Origin of the sequence: Bariatricus sp. HCP28S3_D3 (assembly GCF_052065755.1) — a bacterium.
Lineage (GTDB): Bacteria > Bacillota > Clostridia > Lachnospirales > Lachnospiraceae > Allocoprococcus.
Genome location: NZ_JBQHTK010000039.1, coordinates 1 through 25,185, shown reverse-complemented (window position 1 = coordinate 25,185; position 25,185 = coordinate 1). Strand labels below are relative to the sequence as shown.

At 45.2% G+C, this 25,185-nt stretch carries 25 protein-coding genes and 1 pseudogene; 7 read left to right on the top strand and 19 right to left on the bottom strand.

What is annotated here, in order from left to right; all coding sequences use genetic code 11:
* Window positions 1-95, bottom strand: a pseudogene (locus ACTNB3_RS15930) (IS200/IS605 family transposase); the annotation flags it as partial.
* 131 nt (window positions 96-226) lie between these two features.
* On the opposite strand from ACTNB3_RS15930, the gene ACTNB3_RS15925 reads away from it, so the two are divergent.
* A complete protein-coding gene (locus ACTNB3_RS15925; RefSeq protein ID WP_441026819.1) occupies window positions 227-610 on the top strand; it encodes a hypothetical protein in 384 nt (127 codons plus the stop codon).
* Between the two features lie 129 nt (window positions 611-739).
* Here the strand turns inward: ACTNB3_RS15925 and ACTNB3_RS15920 are convergent, their stop codons facing one another.
* The 5 genes from ACTNB3_RS15920 to tig form a co-directional block, all read right to left on the bottom strand.
* Window positions 740-1,267, bottom strand: a complete 528-nt coding sequence (locus tag ACTNB3_RS15920; protein WP_441026817.1) for an alpha/beta hydrolase fold domain-containing protein — start codon at window positions 1,265-1,267, stop codon at window positions 740-742.
* A gap of 462 nt (window positions 1,268-1,729) precedes the next feature.
* Complete coding sequence (locus ACTNB3_RS15915) at window positions 1,730-2,821, bottom strand: M42 family metallopeptidase (RefSeq protein WP_427819595.1); 1,092 nt, start codon at window positions 2,819-2,821, stop codon at window positions 1,730-1,732.
* Window positions 2,822-2,843: 22 nt separating this feature from the next.
* Window positions 2,844-3,620: an HD domain-containing protein gene (locus ACTNB3_RS15910; RefSeq protein ID WP_427819594.1), complete on the bottom strand. Its 777-nt coding sequence runs from the start codon at window positions 3,618-3,620 to the stop codon at window positions 2,844-2,846.
* A gap of 71 nt (window positions 3,621-3,691) precedes the next feature.
* Window positions 3,692-4,342, bottom strand: coding sequence for an HAD family hydrolase (locus ACTNB3_RS15905; protein WP_427819593.1), 651 nt, complete (start codon window positions 4,340-4,342; stop codon window positions 3,692-3,694).
* Window positions 4,343-4,369: 27 nt separating this feature from the next.
* On the bottom strand, window positions 4,370-5,440 hold the full coding sequence (gene tig, locus ACTNB3_RS15900; RefSeq protein WP_441026814.1) for a trigger factor: 1,071 nt from the start codon (window positions 5,438-5,440) through the stop codon (window positions 4,370-4,372).
* A 248-nt stretch (window positions 5,441-5,688) separates the two neighbouring features.
* On the opposite strand from tig, the gene ACTNB3_RS15895 reads away from it, so the two are divergent.
* Window positions 5,689-6,141, top strand: coding sequence for a hypothetical protein (locus ACTNB3_RS15895; protein WP_427819591.1), 453 nt, complete (start codon window positions 5,689-5,691; stop codon window positions 6,139-6,141).
* A 26-nt stretch (window positions 6,142-6,167) separates the two neighbouring features.
* On the opposite strand, the gene ACTNB3_RS15890 is transcribed toward ACTNB3_RS15895, so the two are convergent.
* From ACTNB3_RS15890 to ACTNB3_RS15835, 12 genes are all read right to left on the bottom strand, one after another.
* Window positions 6,168-6,668 (bottom strand): DUF1934 domain-containing protein, encoded by a 501-nt coding sequence (locus tag ACTNB3_RS15890; protein ID WP_427819590.1) that lies wholly within the window; start codon window positions 6,666-6,668, stop codon window positions 6,168-6,170.
* Between the two features lie 22 nt (window positions 6,669-6,690).
* Window positions 6,691-7,668, bottom strand: a complete 978-nt coding sequence (gene pfkA, locus ACTNB3_RS15885; RefSeq protein ID WP_427819589.1) for a 6-phosphofructokinase — start codon at window positions 7,666-7,668, stop codon at window positions 6,691-6,693.
* Window positions 7,669-7,752: 84 nt separating this feature from the next.
* Window positions 7,753-11,229 carry a DNA polymerase III subunit alpha gene (locus tag ACTNB3_RS15880; protein ID WP_441026812.1) on the bottom strand — a complete coding sequence of 1,159 codons (3,477 nt, stop codon included), beginning with the start codon at window positions 11,227-11,229 and terminating at the stop codon, window positions 7,753-7,755.
* Window positions 11,230-11,393: 164 nt separating this feature from the next.
* Window positions 11,394-11,627 carry a polya polymerase gene (locus ACTNB3_RS15875; protein WP_427807627.1) on the bottom strand — a complete coding sequence of 78 codons (234 nt, stop codon included), beginning with the start codon at window positions 11,625-11,627 and terminating at the stop codon, window positions 11,394-11,396.
* Between the two features lie 143 nt (window positions 11,628-11,770).
* Entirely contained in the window at window positions 11,771-12,592 is an 822-nt protein-coding gene (locus tag ACTNB3_RS15870; protein WP_441026810.1) for a CvfB family protein, read from the bottom strand.
* 97 nt (window positions 12,593-12,689) lie between these two features.
* Window positions 12,690-13,391, bottom strand: a complete 702-nt coding sequence (locus ACTNB3_RS15865) for an acyl-[acyl-carrier-protein] thioesterase (protein WP_427807631.1) — start codon at window positions 13,389-13,391, stop codon at window positions 12,690-12,692.
* Window positions 13,392-13,416: 25 nt separating this feature from the next.
* Window positions 13,417-14,592 (bottom strand): cation diffusion facilitator family transporter, encoded by a 1,176-nt coding sequence (locus ACTNB3_RS15860; RefSeq protein ID WP_427807633.1) that lies wholly within the window; start codon window positions 14,590-14,592, stop codon window positions 13,417-13,419.
* 149 nt (window positions 14,593-14,741) lie between these two features.
* Window positions 14,742-15,422, bottom strand: coding sequence for a stage II sporulation protein R (spoIIR, locus tag ACTNB3_RS15855; protein ID WP_427819586.1), 681 nt, complete (start codon window positions 15,420-15,422; stop codon window positions 14,742-14,744).
* A gap of 94 nt (window positions 15,423-15,516) precedes the next feature.
* Window positions 15,517-16,188 carry a GntR family transcriptional regulator gene (locus ACTNB3_RS15850; RefSeq protein ID WP_427819585.1) on the bottom strand — a complete coding sequence of 224 codons (672 nt, stop codon included), beginning with the start codon at window positions 16,186-16,188 and terminating at the stop codon, window positions 15,517-15,519.
* Between the two features lie 2 nt (window positions 16,189-16,190).
* Window positions 16,191-17,066, bottom strand: coding sequence for a 4-(cytidine 5'-diphospho)-2-C-methyl-D-erythritol kinase (gene ispE, locus ACTNB3_RS15845; protein ID WP_441018134.1), 876 nt, complete (start codon window positions 17,064-17,066; stop codon window positions 16,191-16,193).
* Window positions 17,067-17,101: 35 nt separating this feature from the next.
* Window positions 17,102-18,661 (bottom strand): DUF3794 and LysM peptidoglycan-binding domain-containing protein, encoded by a 1,560-nt coding sequence (locus ACTNB3_RS15840; RefSeq protein ID WP_441026807.1) that lies wholly within the window; start codon window positions 18,659-18,661, stop codon window positions 17,102-17,104.
* 3 nt (window positions 18,662-18,664) lie between these two features.
* Complete coding sequence (locus ACTNB3_RS15835) at window positions 18,665-19,129, bottom strand: protease complex subunit PrcB family protein (RefSeq protein WP_427807643.1); 465 nt, start codon at window positions 19,127-19,129, stop codon at window positions 18,665-18,667.
* Between the two features lie 167 nt (window positions 19,130-19,296).
* Here ACTNB3_RS15835 and ACTNB3_RS15830 point away from each other — a divergent pair, with 167 nt between their 5' ends.
* Genes ACTNB3_RS15830 through ACTNB3_RS15810 form a run of 5 tightly spaced genes read left to right on the top strand, consistent with a single transcriptional unit; the run spans window position 19,297 to window position 24,825 of the window.
* Entirely contained in the window at window positions 19,297-20,031 is a 735-nt protein-coding gene (locus tag ACTNB3_RS15830; RefSeq protein ID WP_427807645.1) for a lysophospholipid acyltransferase family protein, read from the top strand.
* A 30-nt stretch (window positions 20,032-20,061) separates the two neighbouring features.
* A complete protein-coding gene (locus tag ACTNB3_RS15825; RefSeq protein ID WP_427807647.1) occupies window positions 20,062-21,516 on the top strand; it encodes a nicotinate phosphoribosyltransferase in 1,455 nt (484 codons plus the stop codon).
* 45 nt (window positions 21,517-21,561) lie between these two features.
* Window positions 21,562-22,617 (top strand): D-alanine--D-alanine ligase family protein, encoded by a 1,056-nt coding sequence (locus ACTNB3_RS15820; protein WP_441026805.1) that lies wholly within the window; start codon window positions 21,562-21,564, stop codon window positions 22,615-22,617.
* A 17-nt stretch (window positions 22,618-22,634) separates the two neighbouring features.
* Window positions 22,635-24,014, top strand: coding sequence for a UDP-N-acetylmuramoyl-tripeptide--D-alanyl-D-alanine ligase (locus ACTNB3_RS15815; protein ID WP_441026803.1), 1,380 nt, complete (start codon window positions 22,635-22,637; stop codon window positions 24,012-24,014).
* 4 nt (window positions 24,015-24,018) lie between these two features.
* Window positions 24,019-24,825 carry a Cof-type HAD-IIB family hydrolase gene (locus tag ACTNB3_RS15810; RefSeq protein ID WP_441026801.1) on the top strand — a complete coding sequence of 269 codons (807 nt, stop codon included), beginning with the start codon at window positions 24,019-24,021 and terminating at the stop codon, window positions 24,823-24,825.
* Window positions 24,826-24,990: 165 nt separating this feature from the next.
* Here the strand turns inward: ACTNB3_RS15810 and ACTNB3_RS15805 are convergent.
* The coding region (locus ACTNB3_RS15805; RefSeq protein ID WP_441026799.1) for a hypothetical protein at window positions 24,991-25,185 on the bottom strand (195 nt) is incomplete at its 5' end.

The following is a 25,185-nucleotide window of genomic DNA, read 5'->3' as shown; positions in this document are numbered from 1 at the left end:
ATTACATCATCTATCACTTTCCGGCGATATTTCACAACCATAATCAAATGATAATATAACAAAAATACTGAATGTGCATTATTATCCAAATCCATATTATAATCAATCCTTCCCTTTATTCGACTGATTATATTATACCACACCCGGCACCTTAGAACAAGTGTTCTCTCATATTTTTTGCAATTCATCTCGCCACCTAAAGAGGTGGGAGAATTCTTGCTATATCTTGTTAAAAGATTATTCTGAATATACAGCAAGAGTAAGACAGTACGCGAAAGTAATGAATCTGGAAGATGCAGTGGAACGAGCAATTACAGAGTGTATTGCAGAAGGAATTCTTTCAGATTTTCTGGAGAAAAACAGAGCGGAGGCGAAGAGTGTGAGTATTTATGAATATGATCAGGAACGGCATCTACGGCAAGAACGTGAAGAAGCCAGAGAAGAAGGTGAGAAAATCGGGAGAGAAGCTGGCATACGGGCATTCGTCATCGATCATATTGAGGAAGGCATGCCCCCCGAAAAAAGCATCTTAAAATTACAAAAGCTTTTTTCTCTGACAAACGAAGAGGCGAAAAGCTATTACGAAGAGTATTCACAGACGAATTGCTAAAAATGACGCGGAGAAAGATAAAACTCCTCTCCGCGTCATATATTTTCGCAATATTTATGATAACCGTATATCTCTAGAGGAACTTCCGAGTGAATGAATTGATATGCTTTTCATATCATTATTCCCATTTTAATGTTCCGGCATAAATCTGGCCATCTCATCGATACAGTCTTCACACTGAGGATAAACTCCCGCGTTATCAAAATATGCATGGCCAAATCCCTTATACAATACCGCCGTAGTATCCACCCCGGCATTATGCAGCTTCACCGCATACCCAAGTGTCTCCAGCTTCAGGAAATCATGTTCTCCGACCGTCACAAATGTCGGTGGATTTTTCTTCGGATCTCTCGTATATGGATTCAGATAATCATTCTTTGCATCGCCCGTTCCGAGTATGGCTTCCAGCCCGTCCGTCATTCCTCCGAACATGCCGATCATTTTGGTAAGTCCTCTTTTCTGTTTCGGTGCCATCTCAAACTGATCCATGGACGGATGATAATATTCATCTTCCACCTTTGCCATGTTGAGCGTCGGATACAGAAGCATCTGTCCTCTCACCATATGCGCACCATCTTCCCAGTCTCTGGTTGTACAATACTGTGTCAGATTGCCGCCTGCGCTGTCTCCGCCTACAAAGATCCGTCTTTGCCACAAACATTTTTACGGACTCTTCTACGATGCCCGGATGACCGCCAAAGAAACCGCCTCCGTGAATGTAATAGAGGATTGATCCGTTCTTTTATTTTCTGAAGCAAATCTTCTGAATATTTTTTCATCTTACTTCGTTCCTATTCGATATTTTCCGACACGCTCATCGCAAATGACTCCACTATAATTCATTCGAAATGCAAAATCATATGTATTTCCTTCACTGTCCGTATTTCTCCTCCTTTTATGAACACTTATTCACGTTCTATTCATAATTCTTTTAAATTCTTATCACAGTTTTATCACATTTTTCCCGTATACTAATAATCAAACAAAGGCAATAACTTTTTCATATAAATTTTTTCTTTTTCATAAACGCCGATGCTCAGTTCGCTGGGCATCGGCACTCCTCATTTTATAGGGTTTTCTTTGTAAAATTCTTATTAAAAAGACATTTCATCTGTTCCACTAAAATGACCGAATCACTTCTTCCGACATAGAACGCACCACTTCAACCGCGAGCTGAACCGTCGCCTCAAAATCATAATAAGACGTAATTCCATTTGGTGAATGAATGTATCGCACCGGAACTCCCACAACGATTGCAGGGATTCCATCCATTGCGGTGTTGATGATCGCTCCGTTGTTTCCGCCTCCTTCCCGTACGGAAGCCTGAACGGCCAGGTGCTTTTCTTCTGCCAGATCCAGCACATATCTCTGATACCGCGGAGAGCAGATTACCGAGCAGTCCATAAAGCGGAGCATCGGGCCTTTCTTCAGCGCCGTCTGAATCGCATAGGGTTCTGTAAAGGTATCGTCGGCCGGACAGCCTTCAAAGCAAAGTGCGATCTGCGGCGCAACCTTGTTCACCGCAACTCTTACGCCTCTTTCTCCGACTTCTTCCTGAGAAGAAAGGACTCCGACCAGATCCACCGCCAGTTCTTCTTCTGCAAGCCTTCGCATCGTCTCGATCAGCGCCGCACATCCGATTCGGCAATCAAATCCTTTGCCCATCATAATATCATGCTGCTCATCATAAGTAAATGAGACATCCGGAACTACAGGTTCGCCGATCCGTATTCCGAAATTCTCCACTGCATCCTCTTTGCTCACAGCTCCCACGTCGATCACCAGGGACTGGATATCCGTGCTTCCTCCTGCCTGACGCTCCGCCGGGGTCATAAAATGTGGTGGTTTCGATGCCACAATGCCCGGTATATATTTCCCATAACGATTGCGTACCAGTACCTTCGATGCTGGAAGTGCCTGATCGGTCCATCTTCCGAGGGTCACGAAGCGCAGTGTTCCATTCGGCTTGATGGAATGAACCATCAAGCCCACTTCATCACTGTGGGCATCCAACATCATAACCGGCTTATTTCCTGTATTTTTTCTACGATACAAATAGAGATTTCTCAGACAGTCTTCCTCAGTCTGTGCGAATTCTTCTCCGTATTTTTTTGCAGTCAGGATCACCTCATCCTCAAATCCGGATGCCCCCGCCGCATCCGTCAGCTCCTGAATCATGCGTATGGTGTTCTCGTTCTTTTCTCTTTCCATTTTTCCTTCACCTCGTAATATTTTATATATGATCATCCGTCATCCGACGGGCATATTCCAGAATCTGCTGTTCCAGCATTTCCATTTTAGCACGGGTTTCCGGATTCTTATATGTGATCCGGTGTATGATCTGTGAAATATAATCGTTCTCCAGAATGATTTCCATCGTTTCCTTATAATTAATATCATAAAAATACGCTACATAAGACACCCAGTAGTCCATGGATGTTTTTCGACTTTCTGAAAGAATGGATTTCTGTTCCTGGCAGGATCTCCAGACTTCGTCACTGATCACATCCTGCCCCGGCACATCAAGCGGTTTCTCCAGAAGTGTTTCCAGTTTTTCTTCCAGCTTCACACGGCAGTTATCCAGTTTGTCTGCATCACGGATTATTTTAGCGTGCATGAGTGTCCGCTCATCTTCTATTCCTTCCAACTGAAAATCACTGTGCCGGTCGATCGCCATGTAAATGATATCATCCCAAGTGTCTTCTTCAAGAAATTCCCGGATCATTCCCTGCCGGAACAAAATCTCAGCTCCGTATTTTGCATGGTTCATCATCCCCGGATCAAAACTATTGAAACGTTTTAACTGTTCAAAACGCCCGATGTCATGAAGTAATCCTATCATTTTCGCAAGATCTGTATCCTCTTCGGACAACTTCATTCTTCGCGCGATTTCACCACTGCATTCTACCACCTGATACGTATGTATGATTTTCAGATTGATCTTATCGTCCGCACGGTCATAACCGTCCAGATACTCCTCGAATTTCTGTTTTGCTCTTTCAAAATCCATCTCATCACCTCAAAAATGCAGGAGGTTTCCGGCATACATCGGATGCTGTTCCTGCATTTTACTCTTTCCTTTTATTTTAACATCAGAAGTTCCGGAATCTCTCCCAGATTCTTTACCACATAATCCGCCATTTCTGCAGTCTCTTTCGTCGGTCCGGTGAGATCCGGCACCATCACGACATGGCAGCCGGCACTCCATGCAGCACGGACACCATTCGGTGAATCCTCTGCCGCAAGACATTCCTCCGGTTTCTTTCTGATCTTCTCGCAGGCATGAAGATATACATCCGGACAGGGTTTCCCATTTTCCACCATGGAGGCGCTGATAATTTCATCAAAAAGATCCGCAAATCCGACCATCTTCAGATAGCGCACTGCCCTCGTCTCCTCTGTCGCAGTCACGACCGCAGTCTGAAAACCTCGTCTTCTCAGTTCTGTGAGCGTCTCTCTCACAAACGGCTTCGTCTCAAGTCCATATTTCTCAATATGTTTTGCCATAAGCTGCTGCCTGCGTCCCCGGATCCCGTCATAATCAAAATCCGCCCCGTACATTTCCTTTGCTTTCACTCTGGCAAATTTTGCATCCAGACTCCGAAACAGATACGCGTCCTCCAGAGACATCCTGTATCCGGCTTCGCGCATTGCCTTCTGCTTGTAGACCGTCAGGTATTTCTCCGTATCGATCAAAATCCCATCCATATCGAATAACACTGCTTTTATCATGAATTGTCCTCTTTCTTCTTGTGAGCGCTAATTCTCGTCCTTCTTCTCAACCTGTTTACAATTATCTGCGAGATAGTCCTGCACAAGATCCATCTTTGCCATCTGCTCTAAATCTTCCAGACTTCCGTAAGATTCCATAACGGATTTCAGCTCCTCAACGCTTCCGTAACCGGTCTGCTGGGCATATTCTTCGTATTTCTTATCGAGCGCTTCATCCGAAACATCGATCTTTGCTTTTTCAATCACCAGATCCATCACCATCAGCTCTTTCAGGCGTTCCTTCGCTGCTTTTGTCAGCTCTGTCTGATAGGTTTCTTCATCCATTTCCAGATACGTATCTCTGTACTCTTCGAATTCCACACCATAATAAGCCGCATTCTGTTCCATCTGGCCCTGAATGGTATCCATCATTTCCTGAAGTTCTTCCTTCGGATATTTTGTCACCTGTGCATTCTCCATCAGCGCATCCCACGCACTGCTCTTCAGCATGTTTCTGGCTGACGAATCGTTATTTTCTTCCAGAAACTCACGCACTTCCTGTTTATATTCTTCAACGGTTGAAGCGGTATCAGAAAGCGTCTTCACAAGCTCATCCGTCAGCTCCGGCACATGAACTTCAGTGATTCCTTTTACCGTAACAGTAAAGACAACCGGCTTTCCTGAAAAATCCGGGTTATTCGGGTATGGGTCCGGGAATGTCAGATTCAGATCAAATGTCTCGCCGATCCCATGTCCCACAATTCCTTCTTCAAAACCATCTATAAAACTGTTGGATCCTAACGTCAGAGGAGCATCCACTGCCGAACCTCCATCAAACGGCACTCCATCCATCTTGCCTTCATAATCAATCGTAACAGTATCTCCGTCCAGCGCTGCACGGTCTGTTACTTCTGTGGATGTAGAATTTGCTTCACACATACTCTGAACATAGCTTTCCACATCTTCATCCGTTACTTCTTCCGCTTCCTGCTTCTCAACCTCCAGCCCTTTATACTGGCTGATCGTTACATAATCATTGGAAATTTTGCCGGAGCATCCGCCAAGGATCACAGCCGATACACACAGTCCTGCAACCAGCGAGGAAAATTTCTTTTTCATATTTTACACCTCATAATCTTCTTATTTGTATCTGTTCGAAATGAGACCCAAATCATCGTTGTTCCACATATCGACACACTTTTTTTTGCAGACACACACATTTTGATTATATGACAAATTTTTTAAAATGGAAAGGGATTTCATGCTAATTTAATAACTGTATTTTTGCGAATCACGAAACAGCTTGCACCCCCCGACAAATAATGTTACAATGTCATATGGATAATATGTATTAGGAGGACGGGATCATGAGCAAAGTGACAATCGTTTTACTGGTAGTTCTGGTAATTTTAATCATTGTTGTAGTTGCCTTATATTTCCTGGGCAAGAAAGCGGAAAAGAAACAGGCAGAGCAGCAGGAGATCATGGATGCTGCCGCACAACAGGTGACTATGCTGATTATCGATAAAGGTAAGATGCGCCTTAAAGATGCCGGTTTTCCTGCAGTTGTAATGGAAAGCACACCGAAATATCTTCGTCGTTCCAAAGTTCCGGTTGTTAAAGCCAAAGTCGGACCGAAGATTATGAACCTGATGTGTGACGCTGCGATCTATGACCTCATTCCGGTCAAGAAAGAGGTAAAAGCAACCGTAAGCGGCATTTACATAACAGCCGTAAGAGGACTGCGCGGACCACTTGAAGCACCAAAGAAAAAGAAAGGTTTCTTTGCACGTTTCAAGAAAGACGAGACACAAAAATAATAGCACAGAAAAATGGCGTCAATGCACTAGCATTGGCGCCATTCTTTTGATGATCTATTCTTTTCTTTCAGCACACTGTCCGCCGCTTCTTTCGGTCGGATATTCATGGATATCCGGCAGTCGGCCATAGCCTCATGATTGATGTCCAGACCATATTCCACTTCCACCTGAATCAGATCTTCCGTCACGTTGACATCCATATCACGGGTATGAATTCCTACCTGAATCTGCCCATACGGCGTGTCATAATAAGTCAAGTTCGACTTATTCTTCTCAAACACCATATGTGCATTGGTAAGGCCGCTCTTCATAATCTCGAGCGTATCATCTCCGGTAATCTTAACCTTGTTCTTGATTACTCCCGGGAGTCCTTCAACCACTTCATCATATATGACATAGTGCCTGTCGTTCTTTAAATAATAACTCGCCGGAGTAATCACTTCGATCGGTTCATTCTCTTCATCCCCGTTTTCCATGAACTCCATCTGATGGAGCCCGGAAATCGTCAATAAAACCTCTTGCGTCATACAATCTTTCCAATCACTCTATTTATAATGCGAGCTGCTGTGCGATATCGTACTGGTACTGCGGAATTCCTTTCTGCATTGCCAGTGCTTCATTAATATCGAAATCAATGTACTCGCCATGTTTATATCCTACTACTCGGTTGGTTTTGCCTTCCAGAAGAAGATCTACGGCCATCGCGCCCATGATGGAAGCATATACTCTGTCTTTTGCTGTCGGGCTTCCTCCACGCTGCATGTGTCCGAGAATCGTTGCACGGGTCTCCATACCTGTCTCCTCTTCGATTCTCTTAGCCATATTCATAGAATCTCCGATACCTTCGGCATTGATAATGATATAATGCTTCTTACCGCGCTTTCTGTTTTCCTTGATATCTGCCACGATCTTCTCTTCGTTGTAATCGTGTTCCTCCGGAAGAAGAATTCTCTCTGCACCATTGGCAATTCCGCACCATAATGCAAGGTATCCGGCGTCACGTCCCATAACTTCAATGATACTGCATCTTTCATGAGATGTAGATGTATCACGTACCTTATCGATTGCTTCCATAGCTGTATTAACAGCAGTATCAAATCCAATCGTGTATTCTGTACAGGCAATGTCAAGGTCGATCGTTCCCGGAAGTCCGATCGTATTTACACCATAATCAGAAAGCTTCTGGGCCCCTTTGAAAGAACCGTCTCCTCCAATAACTACCAGACCGTCGATTCCGTACTTCTTGCAGATCGCTGCTGCCTTCTGCTGTCCCTCAATGGTACGCATCTCTTCGCAGCGTGCTGTCTGAAGAATCGTTCCACCTCTCTGGATCGTATCCGATACATCTCTGGCACTTAAATCAATAATCTCTTCGTTGAGAAGTCCTGAATATCCTCTTCTGATTCCGCGTACCTTGAGGCCTTTTCCTAAAGCTGTCCTTACTACCGCACGGATCGCCGCATTCATTCCCGGTGCATCTCCACCGCTGGTCAACACTCCGATTGTTCTGATAATTTTTTCTGCCATGATATGTTTTCCTCCGTCTCCTTCTGTTGTAGGATTTTAAAGTATGCCAAATAATTCACATTCTCAAGCTACATTGTACTCTATTTAATACATCTTTTCAATGGGTTTTTCCACTACTTTTGCACAAGATTCTCCAAAATAATTCGTCAACCTGCTCAAGATTCCCGGCTCTATTTTAATATTCCTGTTCTTCGGAAGACGCTTTACGGCACGTTCCGCTTTGCAGTAAATGACCACCGCATCATCCCCCTCGCTGTCCGCTATCATCGCGAACAAATGCTTTTCATCAGCAAGATATGCCGCCTTATTCTCATATTGAAGCCAGAGTTCTTTCCTTGTTCTCTCAAATGGGATGATTTCCTCACAGATCAGTTTGCTGGCATTATCGTCCTCCTCGGAAACTCTTCCCTTCACAAAGACTTTGCTGTCCTCCTGGAGATACTGCTGATTTTTCTCGTAATCTCTCGGGAAAATCACGACCTCCACGGTTCCCATCAGATCCTCTATGGTGATAAATGCCATGGTCTGGTTCTTTTTTGTGTATTTGATCGTTTTCGAAGTGATCATTCCTCCGATAATCTCTTTCGCACCGTCACGCACCTTTGTCACGCCGGTCTCCTCATCCAGCTGAAAATCCTGTGTGGTAGCCGAAATATTGTTTCTCCATTTTTCTTCGTATTCCTCCAGTGGATGTCCGCTCAGGTATACGCCCAGAACTTCTTTTTCAAAAGCGAGAAGCGTCTCCTTCTGATATTCTCCCACATCCGGCAGAGTTATCTCGAATTCTTTCTTCTGCTCTTCATCAACAATATCGAACAGTGACATCTGACCGGTCATAGAATATTTCTTCTCCTGATTCACCTGATCCATAACACGGATATAGATCATCATGAGCTGCTTCCGGGTTCCTTTCAGACTGTCAAACGCACCGGACTTAATGAAATTCTCCACGGTTCGTTTGTTCACTTCTTTGTTGGAAAGCCGTTCAATGAAGTCTTTCAGATTTTTAAATTCTCCCCTCAGTTTTCTCTCTTCGATAATAGATTCGATGACCGGACGCCCAATGCTTTTAATCGCAGCCAGACCATAACGAATGTTTCCGTTATCCACTGAGAAATTACCTACTCCGCGATTAATATCCGGAGGCAGGATCTTAATTCCCATCTGCCTGCAGCTGTAAATATATTCTGCCACCTTTCCGGGATTATCGATAACGGATGTCATAAGAGCCGCCATGTATTCCACCGGATGATAATATTTCAGATAGGCCGTCTGATATGCGACAACTGCATATGCCGCCGCATGCGACTTGTTAAATGCGTACTTTGCGAAATCGATCATCTCATTGTAGATTTTATTTGCAATCTCCTCCGAAATTCCATTTGCCACGCATCCCGGAACGTTCTCTTCCGGATTGCCGTAGACAAAATTCTGGCGCTCTCTCTGCATCACATCCGCTTTTTTCTTACTCATCGCACGGCGCAGAAGGTCACTTCGCCCCAGCGTATATCCGGCCAGATCCCGCACGATCTGCATAACCTGTTCCTGATAAACGATACAGCCGTATGTAGGTTCCAGGATCGGCTCCAGCTGCGGGCAGTCATAGGTGATAAGTTCCGGGTGATTCTTTCCTTTTATATATTGCGGAATGAAATCCATCGGCCCCGGGCGGTACAGAGAGATTCCCGCGATAATATCTTCCAGACTCTGCGGCTTCAGTTCCTTCATGAAGCTCTTCATCCCCGCACTTTCCAGCTGGAAGACTCCGTCCGTCTTGCCGCTTCCCAGAAGCTCCATCACCGCCGGGTCATTGTAATCCAGCTCTTCCGGAATGATCCGCTCTCCGGTACTCTCCTCCACCAGGTTGATCGCATCCTGAATCACAGTCAGTGTGCGCAGTCCCAGAAAATCCATTTTCAGAAGTCCCAATTCTTCCAATGTAGTCATGGTAAACTGAGTGATCACCGTATTATCCGCCCCCAGAGCCAGCGGAACGAATTCGTCTACATTTTTCTGGCAGATTACAACACCTGCCGCATGCATGGATGTATGTCTCGGCAAACCTTCCAGGCGCTTTGACATATCGATCAGTTCCTTCACCTGCGGATTCTCATCATATAACTTCTTAAGTTCCGGATTCATTTTCAGGGCTTTGTCCAGCGTAATATTCAGTTCCTTCGGAACCATCTTGGAGATGGAATCCACAAATGCATACGGAAGGTCCATGACACGTCCCACATCGCGGATCACGCCCCGGGCCTGCAGAGTACCAAAGGTAACGATCTGTGCCACCTGATCTTTGCCATATTTGCGCACAACATAATCAATGACTTCCTGCCTTCTCTCGAAGCAGAAATCCACGTCAATATCCGGCATGGACACACGTTCCGGATTCAGAAAACGCTCAAAAAGAAGCTGATACCGAATGGGATCGATATTCGTGATTCCCAGAGTATACGCCACAATACTTCCGGCCGCCGATCCACGTCCCGGCCCCACCATGATTCCGTTTTCCCGCGCAAAATGAATGAAGTCCCAGACGATCAGGAAATAATCAACATATCCCATATTTTTGATGACGCCAAGTTCATAGTTCAGACGGTCCACCAGTTCCTGTCCCGGATTGCCATACCGTTTTTCCAATCCGTCAAAACATAATTTGTTCAGATATTCCCAGGAAGTGAATCCATCCGGCACATCGAACTTCGGAAGCTTCGTCACGCCGAATTCAATATCCACATGGCACCGGTCTGCAATCTTCTGTGTATTTTCCAGCGCCTGAAGTGCATAGGGAAAGAGAGATGCCATTTCCTCTTTCGATTTCACATAGTACTGACCGCCTTCATAGCGCATCCGGTCTTCGTCGGCAAGCTTCTTTCCCGTCTGCAGACACAGGAGAATATCGTGAGGCTTTTCATCCTCCGCATAAGTATAATGCACGTCGTTCGTCGCCACCAGCTCAATCCCGGTCTCCTCGGCAAGGCCAAGAAGCTGCTGATTCACGATCGACTGCTCAGGGATGCCGTGATCCTGAAGCTCCAGGAAGAAATTACCCTTTCCGAAAATCTTCTCATACCGAAGCGCTGCCTTTCGTCCTTCATCATAAAGACCTCGGAGCAGATTTTTCTGAACCTCTCCCGCAAGGCATGCACTGAGCGCGATGATTCCCTCGTGATACTGCTCCAGAACCTCATAATCCACCCTTGGCTTATAATAGTAACCCTCTGTAAATCCGCGTGAAACGATCTTCATCAGATTAGAATACCCCGTATTATTTTCGGCAAGCAGCACCAGATGATAGTATCGGTCTTCATCCCGCCCCACCGCTTCTTTATCAAAGCGGGAACCGGGAGCAACATAGACCTCGCATCCCAACACCGGATTAATCCCTGCAGCACGCGCGGCACGGTAGAATTCAATGACGCCGAACATCACGCCGTGATCTGTGATCGCGGCGGCTGTCATACCAAGTTCTTTCACTCTGTTCACATATTCTTTGATCTTATTGGAACCGTCCAGCAAACTGTATTCTGTATGGACATGTAAATGCGCGAAATTCATAATGAACCACCTGTTTTCCTTTCTTTCCCTATTATAAACAATACCGGATTTTATTACAATCAAAACAGACATCCATTTTGGGAAACATAAAAAAACCGCCGCCCCGCAGAATATGCAGGACAGCAGCCTTTTTATCACTTTTATATGATTCAATCTATGATCTATTAGCCGTTGATCATAAACGAAACCAGTTTATCGATATCTTCTTTCTCATATGCGATGATTTCCAGTTCCGGAATTTCTCCGTTAGAGAAGATATTTGCCATGGAAACATACTGAGATAATTTTGATTTCAGATTCAGTCTGTCGCCTTCTCCTGTAACAAGTTCTACCTTTCCTGAACAGCTGTCAACTACCTTAAAAAACTTTTCAATGTTCGTAATATTCTGTACCTTCATATTGCACATCTCCTTTTCTTTTTCACCATTTCTTCGCCTTACAAGTTCAATATAATCAAAAATTTAACAAATTGCAAGTGCTTTTTTTATTTTCAGCGTTTTGTGAAATATATACAATTTCACATGGTATTTTTTGTGTGTTTTTACTTTAATACAATCTTATCCGCAAGAATCTCAATCTTGCGTTCTTTATAGAGATGTCCCACTGCCCGCTTGAATGCGTTCTTGCTGATTCCGAATTCCTTCTTGATCCGCTCCGCATCCGCTTTGTCATTAAATGGAAGTTTTCCGCCGCATTCTTCGATTTTCTGAAGCACCATCAGGGCATCTTTATCCATCTGGATAAACGCCTTCTCCCGCACACTTAAGTTCAGCTTCCCATCCGGCTTCACTTCCGTCACTCTGGCAGTGATGCGCATGCCGGGCCGCAGATCCGGAGTTACCTCCCGCTTTGGAATCAATGCGGAAAACTGATCATCCACAGCAACGAACATACCGAAATTATCGCTGCTCTCATAGATGATTCCTTCCACACGGTCATCCTTCTGATAGGATGAATCTTTTCTGAGATGCTCATATACTTTCATCGTCGCGCAAAGTCTTTCACTTTTGTCAATATAAAGTGACACCAGACATTCATCCCCCGGCCTTACTTTAAATGTCTGTTCCCGGAACGGAAGGAAAAGATCTTTCTCCAGTCCCCAATCCAGAAACGCACCGAATTTCCCTACCTGCAGCACACTCAGCACCGCCAGTCCGCCCAGCATCAGCTTCGGCTCATTCGTTGTTGCAATCAGCCTGTCCGAGGAATCTTTATAAAGAAAGACCTCCACCGGATCCCCCGGTTCAATGCCGTCCGGAACCTGCTTCTTCGGAAGCAGTACCTTCTCTTTTTCACTTCCGAGATATACACCAAAATCTACCTGCTTTACTACGGTTAATACCTGCTTTTTTCCTAATTCCATTTTTCTTTATCCTTTCACAAAACAGGCTTCTTTTGTGCCCGGTTTGATTCAATTTTATATTACACTGTTCTCTTTATAATGGCAAGGCACTTCTTACCTATTCAAACTCCACCACCGCAAAAATTCCACCGTTTTCATCGCAGAGTTCTATGACTTTTCGCAGCGCTTCCACAGCCGTTCTCGGGTAAATAACATCCCCCATAACCGCTGATCTCTTATATTCCACCCGCACCTGTGATGCGCGCTCACACTCCGGCATGACTTCCAACGCCATCTGGATATACTGACAGTTATTCACATGCTCATTCGTATCGATCTGGGAACGCCGTACCGGAAACCTTTCTTTTGGAACGGTCTCTTTGGGCAACGCGATTTTCCGGGATGCGTATTCCATTTTCAGAGGTTCTTCCTCTCCATATGCAGCAATTTCCTGTTCATCCGGCCTTGCAGGGCGTCCTTTTCTGATATCCATATATACCCAGATGGAGTTGGCGTATGCCAGCACTTCGCCGTCTTTGGTACGCATGCGGAAATTACGTGTCCCGCACATTTTCTCAAATCCCGTAGGCCATGTCTCGATCTGGATCTCTTCTCCCATTTTCGGATAACGCTCCACAACGATCTGCCAGGATGACAGGATCCAGGCTTTCCCTTTTTCCTTCAGTGCTTCAATCCCTAGTCCGAGAGACTCGGAGTGGAACGTACTGCAGTCCTGAAAATAATTGACAAGCGCCGGAAGGGTCATCATCTCTGTATGATCGATCTCACTGAACCGTACTCTGCTTTCAAATCTATACATTCACATTCTCCTCTTTTACTTTCTTCTACTCTGCGACAAAACTATTTTCCAGTGTGATCACGCATTGATAGCGCTTATCAATCTCCTGCATTCTCTCGATCACACGTATCATCAGTTCATCTCCCTTTTTTTCCGAATATTCTCTCGGGACCACCAGATCAAAAATAAGATTGATCTGATCCTCACCTTTTACCATTCGGAAATCATGAATACTGCAGCGGGAGTCTAACTCTTCTACTGCTTTCTCCGTTTTCTTTCTGACTTTCAGTACTGTCTGATCTTCTGTCTCCAACGGATCCATATGTATCACAAGGAAAATGCCGAGTTCCTTTGCCGCATCCCTTTCGATCCGGTCAATGATCTCGTGGGAAACCTCAATCGACACATTATTTGGAACCTCCGCATGAATACTTGCCATGCTTCTTCCCGGTCCGTAATTATGTACGATCAAGTCGTGGCTCCCCATGATCCCGTCATATTTTTCCACAAATTTCTTGATTCTCCGATAATCTTCCGGTGTCGTTGCCTCTCCGATCAGCGGTTCCAGCGTATCTCTCGCAATTCCGATTCCTGCCCACATCACTACCAGGGAAACGCCCAGACCTACAAAGCCGTCAATGTTGATCCCCGTCACTTTCCAAAACAGGATGGAAACTACCGTAGCCGCAGTTGCAATGACATCTCCAAGAGAGTCCGCCGCCGTTGCCATCATAACCTGAGAATCGATTTTTTTGCCAAGCTTCTTATTGAACATTCCAAGCCAGAGCTTAACCAGAATGGACATTCCAAGGATCACGATAGAAACCATCTGGAAACGGAGTTCCTCCGGATGTCTGATTTTACTGATCGAGTCTTTAAAAAAAGTAAATCCCACTTCAATTACAAGAAAGGCCACGATTAACGCCGCCACATATTCGATTCTGCCATGTCCAAATGGATGATCTTCGTCTGCCGGCTTTTCTGCCATTTTCACTCCGACAAGTCCGATGATCGAAGATCCCGCGTCGGAAAGATTGTTAAATGCATCCGCCATGACAGAAACACTGTGCAGGAGCATTCCAACCATCATCTTTGCCAGGGACAACAGCACATTACAGGCAATACCCACACCGCTGGCAAGCACCCCGTAAGCTGTACGTACAGAAATATTATCCGTATCCTCATAGTTCTTTACAAACATCTTCACCAACAAATCCGTCATTATATTTTCCCCTTTCGTAAAAGGACCGTCAACCCGGTGGCTGACGGACACATTATTTCATTATTATCTTATTCATCATAAATGACCAAAGGTATACACATTTTACCACCTTTTCCTGAAATTGCAAATGACTTTCTTCGGGATTCTTTTTATTTTTCTCCCAGGAAGAACCATTTAATCTTGAATTCTGTTCCGACTGTGATCAATTCATATTCTTCTTCTGTAAGCACTGATTCCAGTTCTTTTTTTCCTTCTTCCGGAACGATTGCATGCACGCAGTCTACAAAACAAAGATTCGGATACAATGCACACCACCAGTTTTGTCCTTTGGCCTCTCCTATTTCGATACGCAATGCTTCATATTCTCCCGCAGGAAATGTAACATCTCCGTATGTTTTATCCGGGAAACTGTACCAACCTACACTTGCCCGGACCGGGTATGCATATCCCTCGTCCAGTAAAGTCTGTTTGGCAGCCTCTTCAATGTCATCTAAATGTTCTTCTGCCCACACTTTCGTTTCCTTCGCATTTTTAGCATCCGGCAATTCTTTTTTCATATACGCAATTACGGAATTTTTAACTTTCAGCTTCAGCTCCTGATCCTCCTGGCTGTCACTGTTGGCAAGTACATGAAAGCGAAACACTTCCCCAGCCAGACTTTTCTGCACTTCCTGTACCTTGTCAGTAGTCTGACCGATCCGCATCACGCTTCCGGTCAATAGCAACCCGAGAAGAGCCGCCAGCATCAGACGCACTCCCACCTTAAGCCAATGTTTCCATCCCGTATGTTCTACCTTATATTCTTCCGGCAGATAGATTTTCCTTTCCATCGTTATGTACCTCCCGATAAAACAGCTTTCATTTCTGATATTTTCTATCCGGAGTATACACAAAAAAGACAGGTCTTATTCAGACCTGCCCTCACTATTTTTCTTCCAGCACATATCCTACCGATTTTGCCTGATAATCAATATGTCTTCTGACGATATCTTTCGCTGCTTCTTTATTTCTCTTTTCCACACAATCAATAATTATATCATGTTCTGCCAGAAGCTGCGGATAACATTCTTTTAATTTCAAATGTTCCACTCTCAGACGATACATTTGTTCTCTGAGATTGTTCAGCAAAAGAATCAGTCTCTGATTATTCGTTGCGATATACAGGATATCATGAAACTTTTCATCCGCCTCGGCAATCTGTGTCACATCACCAGTTTTCAATGTACGCTCAAATTCTTTCGCAGCCACTCGCATCTCAGCGATCTGTTCCTTGCCGATCCTTTCACATGCCAGCTCAGCCGCCAGCTCTTCCAGCGCCTTTCTTACTTCCAGAACATCCATCATATTCTTTCTGGTGATCTCGGCCACTTCAGCTCCCTTTCTCGGGATCATTAGTACAAGTCCTTCCAGTTCTAGCTTCCGAATGGCCTCCCTGATCGGGGTCCGGCTCACTCCAAGCTTATTGGCAAGCTGAATTTCCATCAGACGTTCCCCCGGCTTCAATTCACCACGCAGGATTGCTCTGCGGAGTGTATTAAATACCACATCTCTGAGTGGCAGATATTCATCCATATCCAGCCTTAAATTCGCATCCATATTTAGCTCCTCCTGACATTGTGTACATTAACGACATATGCCTGACGCGCCAATCCCTGCTTTTTCAAATGGTTATATGCCGCTTTTGCCGTTTTCCTATCCTTGAAGATTCCGAAGACTGTCGGTCCGCTGCCACTCATCATCGCCCCCAGAGCTCCTTTTGCCAGCATACACTTCTTGATGCGTGCAATGACCGGATACTCTTCAATCGTGACATTCTCCAGAACATTTCCCATTGAAGCTGCGATTGTTTCGAGATTCCCCGTCTCCAGTCCATCCAGAATCCCATCGATATCCGGATGCACTGTGATTTCTCTGGAATCCAGCTTCTCGTATACCATTTTTGTGGAAACACTGATCGGTGGTTTTGCTATGAGGATCTGGCATTTCGGCATAGGCGGAAGCGGTGTCAACTTCTCTCCGATTCCCTCCGCAAGCACCGTTCCCCGCATGATACAGTACGGCACATCCGCCCCCAGTTTTACGCCCCGATCCATCAGTGCCTTCTGATCAAGCCCCAGTTGATACATGCGGTTCATTCCGTAAAGCACAGCCGCCGCATTTGAGCTCCCTCCTGCCATTCCGGCCGCTACAGGGATACGTTTTTCCAGCGAGATCTTAATTCCTCCCGGAAGCTGGAATTCGTCCATCAACATCTGGGCCGCTTTCCAGGCAATGTTATTTTCATCCGTCGGGAGATAGAACAAATTAGACTCGATCTCAATCCCGGGTTCCGGCTTCTTCTGTAAAATCACATTGTCATACAGATACAATGTCTGCATGATCATCCGTACGTCATGATATCCGTTCTCACGCCTGCCCAGAACATCCAGTCCCAAATTAATCTTCCCCAGTGCCTTCAGTTCCAATTTCTCCATGAGATTTCTCCTTTTGTATCTTGTATACATTATGCTTATAGTATACTCATATTTTCCTTAAAAATCAATATTTTTTGACCTTCTTTTAGTGTTTCAGAGGTCATTTCATTGATTTCCATAATCCCCTCTTTGGTCGTGTAATAACGCTTCGCAAGGCTCCACAGATCATCACCTTTTTTTACAATATATCCTGTGATTCCGGGACGTTTTCCCATACGCACTTCATCGAATGGCTGAAATGCAAGTGCAGTGATGACATCCGTTTTTACCGGACGTCTAAGGAAACTGTTGAAGCTCAGGACTGACTTGATTTCCACCTCGTCATTTCCGGAAAGATCGATCGCAAGCTGCTCCATCCTGCAGGTAATGTCATAGCGCAGATCCGGGCATGTTTTTCCACCCTCAAGCAAATAGGAAAACGGGACCATTCCCTGCCACATATCAAACGGAACCAGATCATTCGCTTTTACATAAAGAAAATTTACATGCAGGATTCCTTCAATCTGTACCCCGTCCGGGACCACTTCCATGTGTTCTACCTGCATCGTTCCGCTGCTGTGGCAGATCTGCAGAATTTCATCTTTCAGTTCCGGCAGATTCAGGCGTTCATTGATCTTGCACCTGGACTGATTTTGCAGGATCAGTTCCTCATAAACAGTCTCTCTGCGTTCCGGAATGCATTCCTGTTCTAAAGAGTATACGTCTTCCAGTATCGCCGTTTTTTCTTCCTCATAAATCAAGATCCGAAGCTCCAGCGCGGCCTCAATTCCAAGTGCACGCATCTCTCCATCTTCGTCCATCCGCATTTCCACACCCACATCTGAAAGATCGGCATATACATGATGATAGAGGCTTTCATCTGCCCCCATGCATTCCACTCTGCCCTCAAATGATACCGTCTGCTCCACCCAGTCCAGCTTGCCTTCCTGAGATTCATAAAAGCAGAAAATCTGCAGATCCCCGTCAAGAATCAGCGCATCCTGAGATAATTTCGTATCCAGTTTTCTCAGTGCGGTGTCCGTCCACAGCAACGTACCGATATTCTCTTTCGTTCCGGGAATGGTGATTTCCTCTTTGATGCGGTAGACATCCCTCTTACTGGTATGCAGCTGGAGCAATTCCAGCGGACGCATTTTCTTATATAAGTTTCCTTCTTCTTCCACATCGATCGTCGTCTCTTCATCCGTCACACACTCTGTATGTACCGAAAGCTCCGCTACAGCCTTGACTGACAACTTCCGTGAATGGATCACCGATGCCATAAACTCAACTCTGGAAGGCTGAACGATATAGTCCCCCTGCCCTTCTTCTTCCATATAAATCATTTCCTCAAACGGGATTCTCCCTTCCAGAGAAGACAGCTGCATCTCTCCCGTATCTGCCGCGTAAAGTACACGGAAATATAATTTTCCCGCAACACGCAGATAATTTTCTACTTTTCTGACCTCTTCTATCTTCAGTCTTCCTTCTCCGTAGATCACTCTTCCGACATCATTTTTACTATCCGGTACGTTAAAATCATCATCGATTGTAAATTGATCCACCACTGTTTTGCCCAAAATATTTGTCCTTATTCGCTTCTTAATTAATTCCATATCCTATTCCTCCTTGTTTTCCTGAAATACAACATGTTTCTCCTCCCAGTCCACTTGAATCACCACATATGGAAAAGAAGGCTTTTCACTGACTTTCTCGCCTTGCGCCGGTCCCTGCAGTGTCGTATGAATATAAATAGCATTTTCCGTCTCCTGACATCTATCAACCAGAATCTGATACCCCCCGGTTGTTTTCTCTCCGTATCCCTGTCCTATATAAAGGTACTCGCCATCGCCCCAGGTCAGTCGGAACGGTTCCTCTTTTTTTGCTTCAATCAATGCCTTCATTTCATCCGGTATGTCATCCTCTTCCACAATGGCAAATTCCAATTTCTCCATTCCTTCCCTCTCTTTTCTCTCAATCGAACATCCCGCACACAGACCAAGCATTAACAAACATACCATCACACCAACCCTGCCCGCCACAACTCGACTCCCACGTTCAATTTCCAATCTCCCTAATATCATATTATCTTTCTTGTATTTTCATTCCTCGGATAGTATAATGTAAAGATACTAGGTTGCAGGATCAATCCGTGGTAGCCCGGAACCCCAAGCACTTTGGTCATGCTTGCATGATACTGCAGGACCTTGGCAGCCACCATCATCCATCCCAGAAAGAGAGGATTCCACAAATGATACGTTTCTTGTGCGTAGCAATTTTTTTGATTCTTTATTTAATCTTATCCATTCCCGTTTTTCTGATTGAATGGATCATCGGAAAATTTAACCGGGAAGCACGCGATCTCAGCTCACTGCGCATCGTCCAGTGGGGATTCAAAGTCATTTTAAAGATGACAGGCGTTAAAGTCACAGTCATCGGCGAAGAAAACGTTCCTGACGAACCGGTACTTTTTATCGGAAATCACAGAAGCTTTTTTGATATTCTTCTGACTTATTCGCGCTGTCGCCGTCTGACCGGCTATGTTGCCAAAAAAGAAATGGAGAATATTCCGCTTCTTTCCACATGGATGCGGTATCTCTACTGCCTGTTCCTTGACAGAGATAATATAAAAGAAGGGCTCAAAACGATCCTTCAGGCAATCGACTATGTCAAAAAAGGAATTTCAATCTGCATTTTCCCGGAAGGTACTCGTAATAAAGGGGAAGAATTAAGTATGCTTCCTTTCCATGACGGTTCCTTCAAAATTGCTGAAAAGACAGGCTGTGCCATTGTTCCGATAAGCATGAACAACACCGCTGAAATTTTTGAAAATCATTTTCCCCGTATTAAAAAAACACATGTTGTTCTGGAATACGGGAAACCCATTTATCCAAATGAACTGGATAAGGATACAAAAAAGCATCTCGGTAAATATTGTCAGAACATCATTCAGGAAACAATCAACCGAAATGCCAAATTAGTCTAACTCCAAAGACAAGGAAAAGAGGTAATGGATATGAACAGTAGAAACCTGACACTATTGACCGACCTGTATGAACTGACCATGATGCAGGGCTATTTTGAAAGACAGGAGAACGAAGTCGTTGTCTTCGATGTTTTTTTTCGCAACAATCCCTGTAATTCCGGCTATTCGATCGCAGCCGGGCTGGAACAGGTCATTGAGTATATTAAGAATCTGAACTTCAGTTATGACGATGTGGATTATCTTCGCAAACTGGGGATTTTCTCAGAAGACTTTCTGCAGTATTTAAGCGGTTATCATTTTACCGGAAGCATTTATGCGATTCCGGAAGGCAGCGTAATCTTCCCGAAGGAGCCGCTTCTCAAGGTAATCGCTCCGATCATGGAAGCTCAGCTTGTGGAAACTGCGATCCTGAACATCATTAACCATCAGTCCCTGATTGCAACGAAAACCTCCCGTATTGTATTTGCTGCCGGAGACGGCGGTGTCATGGAATTCGGGCTTCGCCGTGCCCAGGGGCCGGATGCAGGAATCTACGGTGCACGTGCGGCGATGATCGCGGGCTGTGTCGGAACTTCCAACGTTCTCACCGGTCAGATGTTTGATGTGCCTGTTATGGGCACGCATGCGCACAGCTGGATCATGAGCTTTCCGGATGAATATACTGCATTTAAAACTTATGCGGAAATGTATCCGAACTGCTGCACACTTCTGGTAGATACCTACGACACCCTGAAATCCGGTGTCCCGAATGCGATCCGTGTATTTGATGAAATGAAAGCCGCCGGAGTAAGCCCGATGAAGATCGGAATCCGACTGGACAGCGGAGACCTGGCATACCTCTCCAAAAAGGCACGTAAAATGTTAGATGAAGCCGGTCATCCTGAAGCAACGATCTGTGCATCCAACGATCTGGATGAATATCTGATCCACGATCTCAAGATTCAGGGTGCGGCCATCGATTCTTGGGGTGTCGGAACCAATCTGATCACCTCCAAAGACTGCCCGTCCTTCGGTGGCGTATACAAGCTTGCCGCCATTCAGAATAAGGACGGTGAATTTATACCGAAGATCAAGCTTTCTGAAAATACCGAGAAAATTACCAACCCGGGAAATAAAACGATTTTCCGTATTTATGAGAAAGAAAACGGCAAGATCAAAGCTGACCTGATCTGTTTTGCCGATGAGACCATCGATACTTCCAAGGATCTTCTCCTTTTCGACCCTGTCGAGACCTGGAAAAAGACAAAGCTCAAAGGCGGCACCTATACGGTTCGTGAAATGATGGTTCCTATTTTCATCAACGGAGCATGCGTCTACGATTCTCCGAGTGTCAAAGAAATTGCCGCATACTGTCGCAAGGAGAAAGACACCCTCTGGGATGAGACAAAACGTCTCTTCTATCCACACAATGTTTATGTGGATTTGTCAGACCGGCTGTATGCAGTCAAGAAAGAACTGCTTGACAAAATGAGTGTGACTGACTAACCAACTTAAAAGAAATTACTGACTGTTCAAAGGAGTGACTATATCATGAAAATTATCGTTTTAGCCGGAGGGCTCAGCACCGAACGTGACGTTTCCTTATGTTCCGGCGCCGGCATTTGCCGCACCCTGCGCGAACGCGGGCACAAAGCAATCCTTCTGGATGTCTTTCTGGGACTTCCTGATGCACCTGAGAATCTGGAAGACGTTTTCGATCTTCCGGACGGAAACCTGGGCATCGCCGAAAATATCAGCACGACGGAGCCTGACATTGAAGCGGTCAAAGCTTCCCGTGAAGATAAATCCGACTGTTTCCTTGGACCGAATGTCATTGAACTCTGCCGTATGGCAGACATCTCCTTCCTCGGACTTCACGGCGGTGTGGGCGAGGATGGCCGTCTTCAGGCAGCTTTTGATATTCTGGGCATCCGTTACACCGGTCCCGATTCTCTTGGAAATGCACTCGCCATGGACAAGAGTGTGACCAAACAGATCTTCCAGCTGAACCACATCCCGACACCGGAAGGAACCTGGCTGTACAAGAAATCCAAAGATAAACCGTTATCCGAATTCGGTCTCTCTCTTCCGGTCGTGGTAAAACCATGTTCCGGCGGTTCCAGTATCGGAGTTTATATTTGCAATACGGAAGCAGAATATCGGGATGCCATTGAGAAATCCTTCCAGAACGAGACCTGTGTTATTATTGAGAAATATATCCGCGGTCGCGAATTTGCCTGCGGAATCATTGACGGCAAGGCACTTCCGGTCATTGAGATCATCCCGAAGAGCGGGTTCTTTGATTACGCTAATAAATACCAGGCCGGCGGTTCTGAAGAGATCTGTCCTGCCAATATTCCGGACGAGGTTGCCGCTAAAATGATGAAGGCGACCGAGCGGGCATTCCGCGCTCTCAAGCTGAACGTCTATTCCCGTGCCGATTTTCTTCTGGACGAAGACGGAAATATCTACTGTCTGGAAGTCAACACACTGCCGGGTATGACCGCCGCCAGCCTTCTTCCGAAAGAAGCCGCTGCCGTGGGAATCAGCTACGGTGACCTATGCGAAATGATCATTGAAAAATCTCTGGATGCAAGATACCGTTAAGAAAGAGGAATTTACTTATGAAACATATGACAATACAGAATATTACCGAAGCATGTCACGGTACCTTCTTTGGAAATGCCCCTTTTCTCGAGCAGGAGATTCAGGGCGTGGCAATCGACAGCCGCAAAATTAAACCGGGCTATCTGTTCGTACCGATCAAAGGTGCAAAAGTGGACGGTCATGCTTTCATCCCGCAGGTAATGGAAAACGGGGCTCTTGTAACGCTGACCGAACATCCTCTTGATGAAGGTCCGCATCCGTACATCCTGGTAGATTCCTGCGAACAGGCACTGAAGGATATCGCTGCATTCTACCGGAACGCACTGGATATCAAAGTTGTAGGAATCACCGGAAGCGTGGGCAAGACCAGTACAAAAGAAACAATTGCTTCTGTTCTTTCTAAGAAATATAATGTTTTAAAAACAGAAGGGAACTTTAATAATGAGATCGGACTCCCGCTGACCATTTTCAACATCCGCGAGGAACACGAGGTTGCCGTTCTGGAAATGGGGATCGATCATTTCGGCGAAATGCACCGCCTCGCATCGATCAGCCAGCCGGATATCTGCGTCATCACCAACATCGGACTGGCACACATGGAAAACCTGGGCAGCCGTGACGGAATTCTGAAAGCAAAAACCGAAGTGTTCGATCATTTGAAACCAAATGCATGTGTCATCCTGAACGGTGACGATGACAAGCTTTGCACTGTTTCTTCTGTACAGGGAAAGTCTCCCGTTTTCTTTGGACTTTCCCCGGAAAGAAATGCTTACGCCGATGAGATTGAGAACCTCGGACTTCGCGGAACAAATTGTACTCTGCACCTGTCCGCCGGTTCCATCCGTGTACATATCCCGGTTCCGGGCGAACACATGATATACAACGCCCTTGCCGCAGCCTGCACCGGACTCGCACTTGGACTTACACCGGAGGAAATCAAGTCCGGAATCGAATCCTTAAAGACCATTTCCGGAAGAACCAATCTGATTGAGACCGATTCCCTGCTCATCATTGATGACTGTTATAATGCGAATCCAATCTCCATGAAAAGCTCACTGGACGTACTTGCAACCGCTTCCGGAAGAAAAGTTGCCATCATGGGCGATATGTTTGAACTGGGTCCAAACGAATGCGAACTTCACTACAACACCGGTTCCTACGCCGCCGAAAAGCAGATTGACATCATCTGCTGTATCGGCGAACTTTCCCGTCATGCTTACAGCGGTGCAAAGGCACATGCTACGCAAAGTATTGTACTCTATTTTGAAACACGGCAGGAGTTCCTTGAAAAAATCCAGAATGTCATTCAGAAAGGGGATACGATTCTTGTAAAAGCATCCCACAGCATGGAATTCCCGGAAATCGTTTCGGCACTGAAAGAAATGAAACTGAGGTAAAACGATGAACTATCAGATTCTTGTACTGGATTTAGACGGCACCCTGACCAACTCAGAGAAAAAAATCACGCCTCCTACATTGGAGGCATTGATCCGAATTCAGGAAAATGGGAAAAAAGTTGTCCTGGCATCGGGACGCCCTACCTGTGGAGTAGAACCGCTCGCCAGAGAGCTGCATCTTGAGCGCTATGGAAGTTATATTCTTTCCTTTAACGGCGCCCGGATCACAGATTGCCGCTCCGGACAAATAATTTATAACAGAACTCTGCCTGCAGATTCCATCTGCCCGATTTACGAAATCGCGTCGAAATATCCGGTGGATATTCTTGCATATGGTCCTTCCGAACTGATTTCCGGGCTTCAGATTAATCAATACGCAGAACTGGAGTCACGAATCAATCATATGCCGATTAAGCAGACGGACCATTTTCTTGATGAAGTATCTTCAATATCAAATAATAAATTTCTCCTCACAGGAGAACCTGCGGAAATCGAAAAAGTCCGCAAAGAAATGATTTCCCATTTCCGCGGCTATCTGAACATTTACTGTTCCGACCCATTCTTTTTGGAAATCATGCCGCAGAATATCGACAAAGCCTTTTCTTTACAGAAACTACTGAACAGCATCGGGCTGACTGCCGATGAAATGATCTGCTGCGGTGACGGGTATAATGATGTAACGATGATTGAATACGCTGGACTCGGCGTTGCAATGCAGAACGCACAGCCGCTAGTTCGTGAAAAGGCGGATTATATCACGAAGTCTAATGATGAAGATGGCGTACTGTATGTGATTGAGAAATTTATGTAGTAATAGGGGACGGTCCTTCCGTCATGATGTTGGCGTCAAAAGCCATGTCTTTAAACAAATGTATTAATTGTTTATGAATTGTACGGATATTAATGCCAAAAACCTTTGTATACAGCAGTGATTTGGGCAATCTGAATATGTTTTTAACTATTATTTTGAAAACAATTAATACAATTTATTGCAAAGATACCTTTTGACCCCAGCATCGTGGCAAGATGCTGGGGTCAAAAGGTATTTCCAACTAATTAAATAACTCAAACTTCCCACACCGATAAGGTGTTCTGTACCTTGAAAATTCAATATTTCAGCCAATAAAAAGGGCATAAATAACGCTCTTTTGATATAATGGAATTGTCCAGA

What these genes read in the sequence shown, in the direction of transcription:
- ACTNB3_RS15865 (WP_427807631.1), bottom strand. Translation starts at nt 13,391, where the DNA reads ATGTATAGATTTGAAAGCAGAGTACGGTTCAGTGAGATCGATCATACA.
- pfkA (WP_427819589.1), bottom strand. Translation starts at nt 7,668, where the DNA reads ATGGCAGAAAAAATTATCAGAACAATCGGAGTGTTGACCAGCGGTGGA.
- ACTNB3_RS15915 (WP_427819595.1), bottom strand. Translation starts at nt 2,821, where the DNA reads ATGGAAAGAGAAAAGAACGAGAACACCATACGCATGATTCAGGAGCTG.
- tig (WP_441026814.1), bottom strand. Translation starts at nt 5,440, where the DNA reads ATGAAAAAGAAATTTTCCTCGCTGGTTGCAGGACTGTGTGTATCGGCT.
- ACTNB3_RS15840 (WP_441026807.1), bottom strand. Translation starts at nt 18,661, where the DNA reads ATGGAATTAATTAAGAAGCGAATAAGGACAAATATTTTGGGCAAAACA.
- ACTNB3_RS15910 (WP_427819594.1), bottom strand. Translation starts at nt 3,620, where the DNA reads ATGGATTTTGAAAGAGCAAAACAGAAATTCGAGGAGTATCTGGACGGT.
- ACTNB3_RS15820 (WP_441026805.1), top strand. Translation starts at nt 21,562, where the DNA reads ATGAAAATTATCGTTTTAGCCGGAGGGCTCAGCACCGAACGTGACGTT.
- ACTNB3_RS15895 (WP_427819591.1), top strand. Translation starts at nt 5,689, where the DNA reads ATGAGCAAAGTGACAATCGTTTTACTGGTAGTTCTGGTAATTTTAATC.
- ACTNB3_RS15880 (WP_441026812.1), bottom strand. Translation starts at nt 11,229, where the DNA reads ATGAATTTCGCGCATTTACATGTCCATACAGAATACAGTTTGCTGGAC.
- ispE (WP_441018134.1), bottom strand. Translation starts at nt 17,066, where the DNA reads ATGGAGAAATTGGAACTGAAGGCACTGGGGAAGATTAATTTGGGACTG.
- spoIIR (WP_427819586.1), bottom strand. Translation starts at nt 15,422, where the DNA reads ATGGAAAGGAAAATCTATCTGCCGGAAGAATATAAGGTAGAACATACG.
- ACTNB3_RS15830 (WP_427807645.1), top strand. Translation starts at nt 19,297, where the DNA reads ATGATACGTTTCTTGTGCGTAGCAATTTTTTTGATTCTTTATTTAATC.
- ACTNB3_RS15815 (WP_441026803.1), top strand. Translation starts at nt 22,635, where the DNA reads ATGAAACATATGACAATACAGAATATTACCGAAGCATGTCACGGTACC.
- ACTNB3_RS15850 (WP_427819585.1), bottom strand. Translation starts at nt 16,188, where the DNA reads ATGGATGCGAATTTAAGGCTGGATATGGATGAATATCTGCCACTCAGA.
- ACTNB3_RS15860 (WP_427807633.1), bottom strand. Translation starts at nt 14,592, where the DNA reads ATGACGGATTTGTTGGTGAAGATGTTTGTAAAGAACTATGAGGATACG.
- ACTNB3_RS15875 (WP_427807627.1), bottom strand. Translation starts at nt 11,627, where the DNA reads ATGAAGGTACAGAATATTACGAACATTGAAAAGTTTTTTAAGGTAGTT.
- ACTNB3_RS15835 (WP_427807643.1), bottom strand. Translation starts at nt 19,129, where the DNA reads ATGATATTAGGGAGATTGGAAATTGAACGTGGGAGTCGAGTTGTGGCG.
- ACTNB3_RS15905 (WP_427819593.1), bottom strand. Translation starts at nt 4,342, where the DNA reads ATGATAAAAGCAGTGTTATTCGATATGGATGGGATTTTGATCGATACG.
- ACTNB3_RS15890 (WP_427819590.1), bottom strand. Translation starts at nt 6,668, where the DNA reads ATGACGCAAGAGGTTTTATTGACGATTTCCGGGCTCCATCAGATGGAG.
- ACTNB3_RS15870 (WP_441026810.1), bottom strand. Translation starts at nt 12,592, where the DNA reads ATGGAATTAGGAAAAAAGCAGGTATTAACCGTAGTAAAGCAGGTAGAT.
- ACTNB3_RS15825 (WP_427807647.1), top strand. Translation starts at nt 20,062, where the DNA reads ATGAACAGTAGAAACCTGACACTATTGACCGACCTGTATGAACTGACC.
- ACTNB3_RS15810 (WP_441026801.1), top strand. Translation starts at nt 24,019, where the DNA reads ATGAACTATCAGATTCTTGTACTGGATTTAGACGGCACCCTGACCAAC.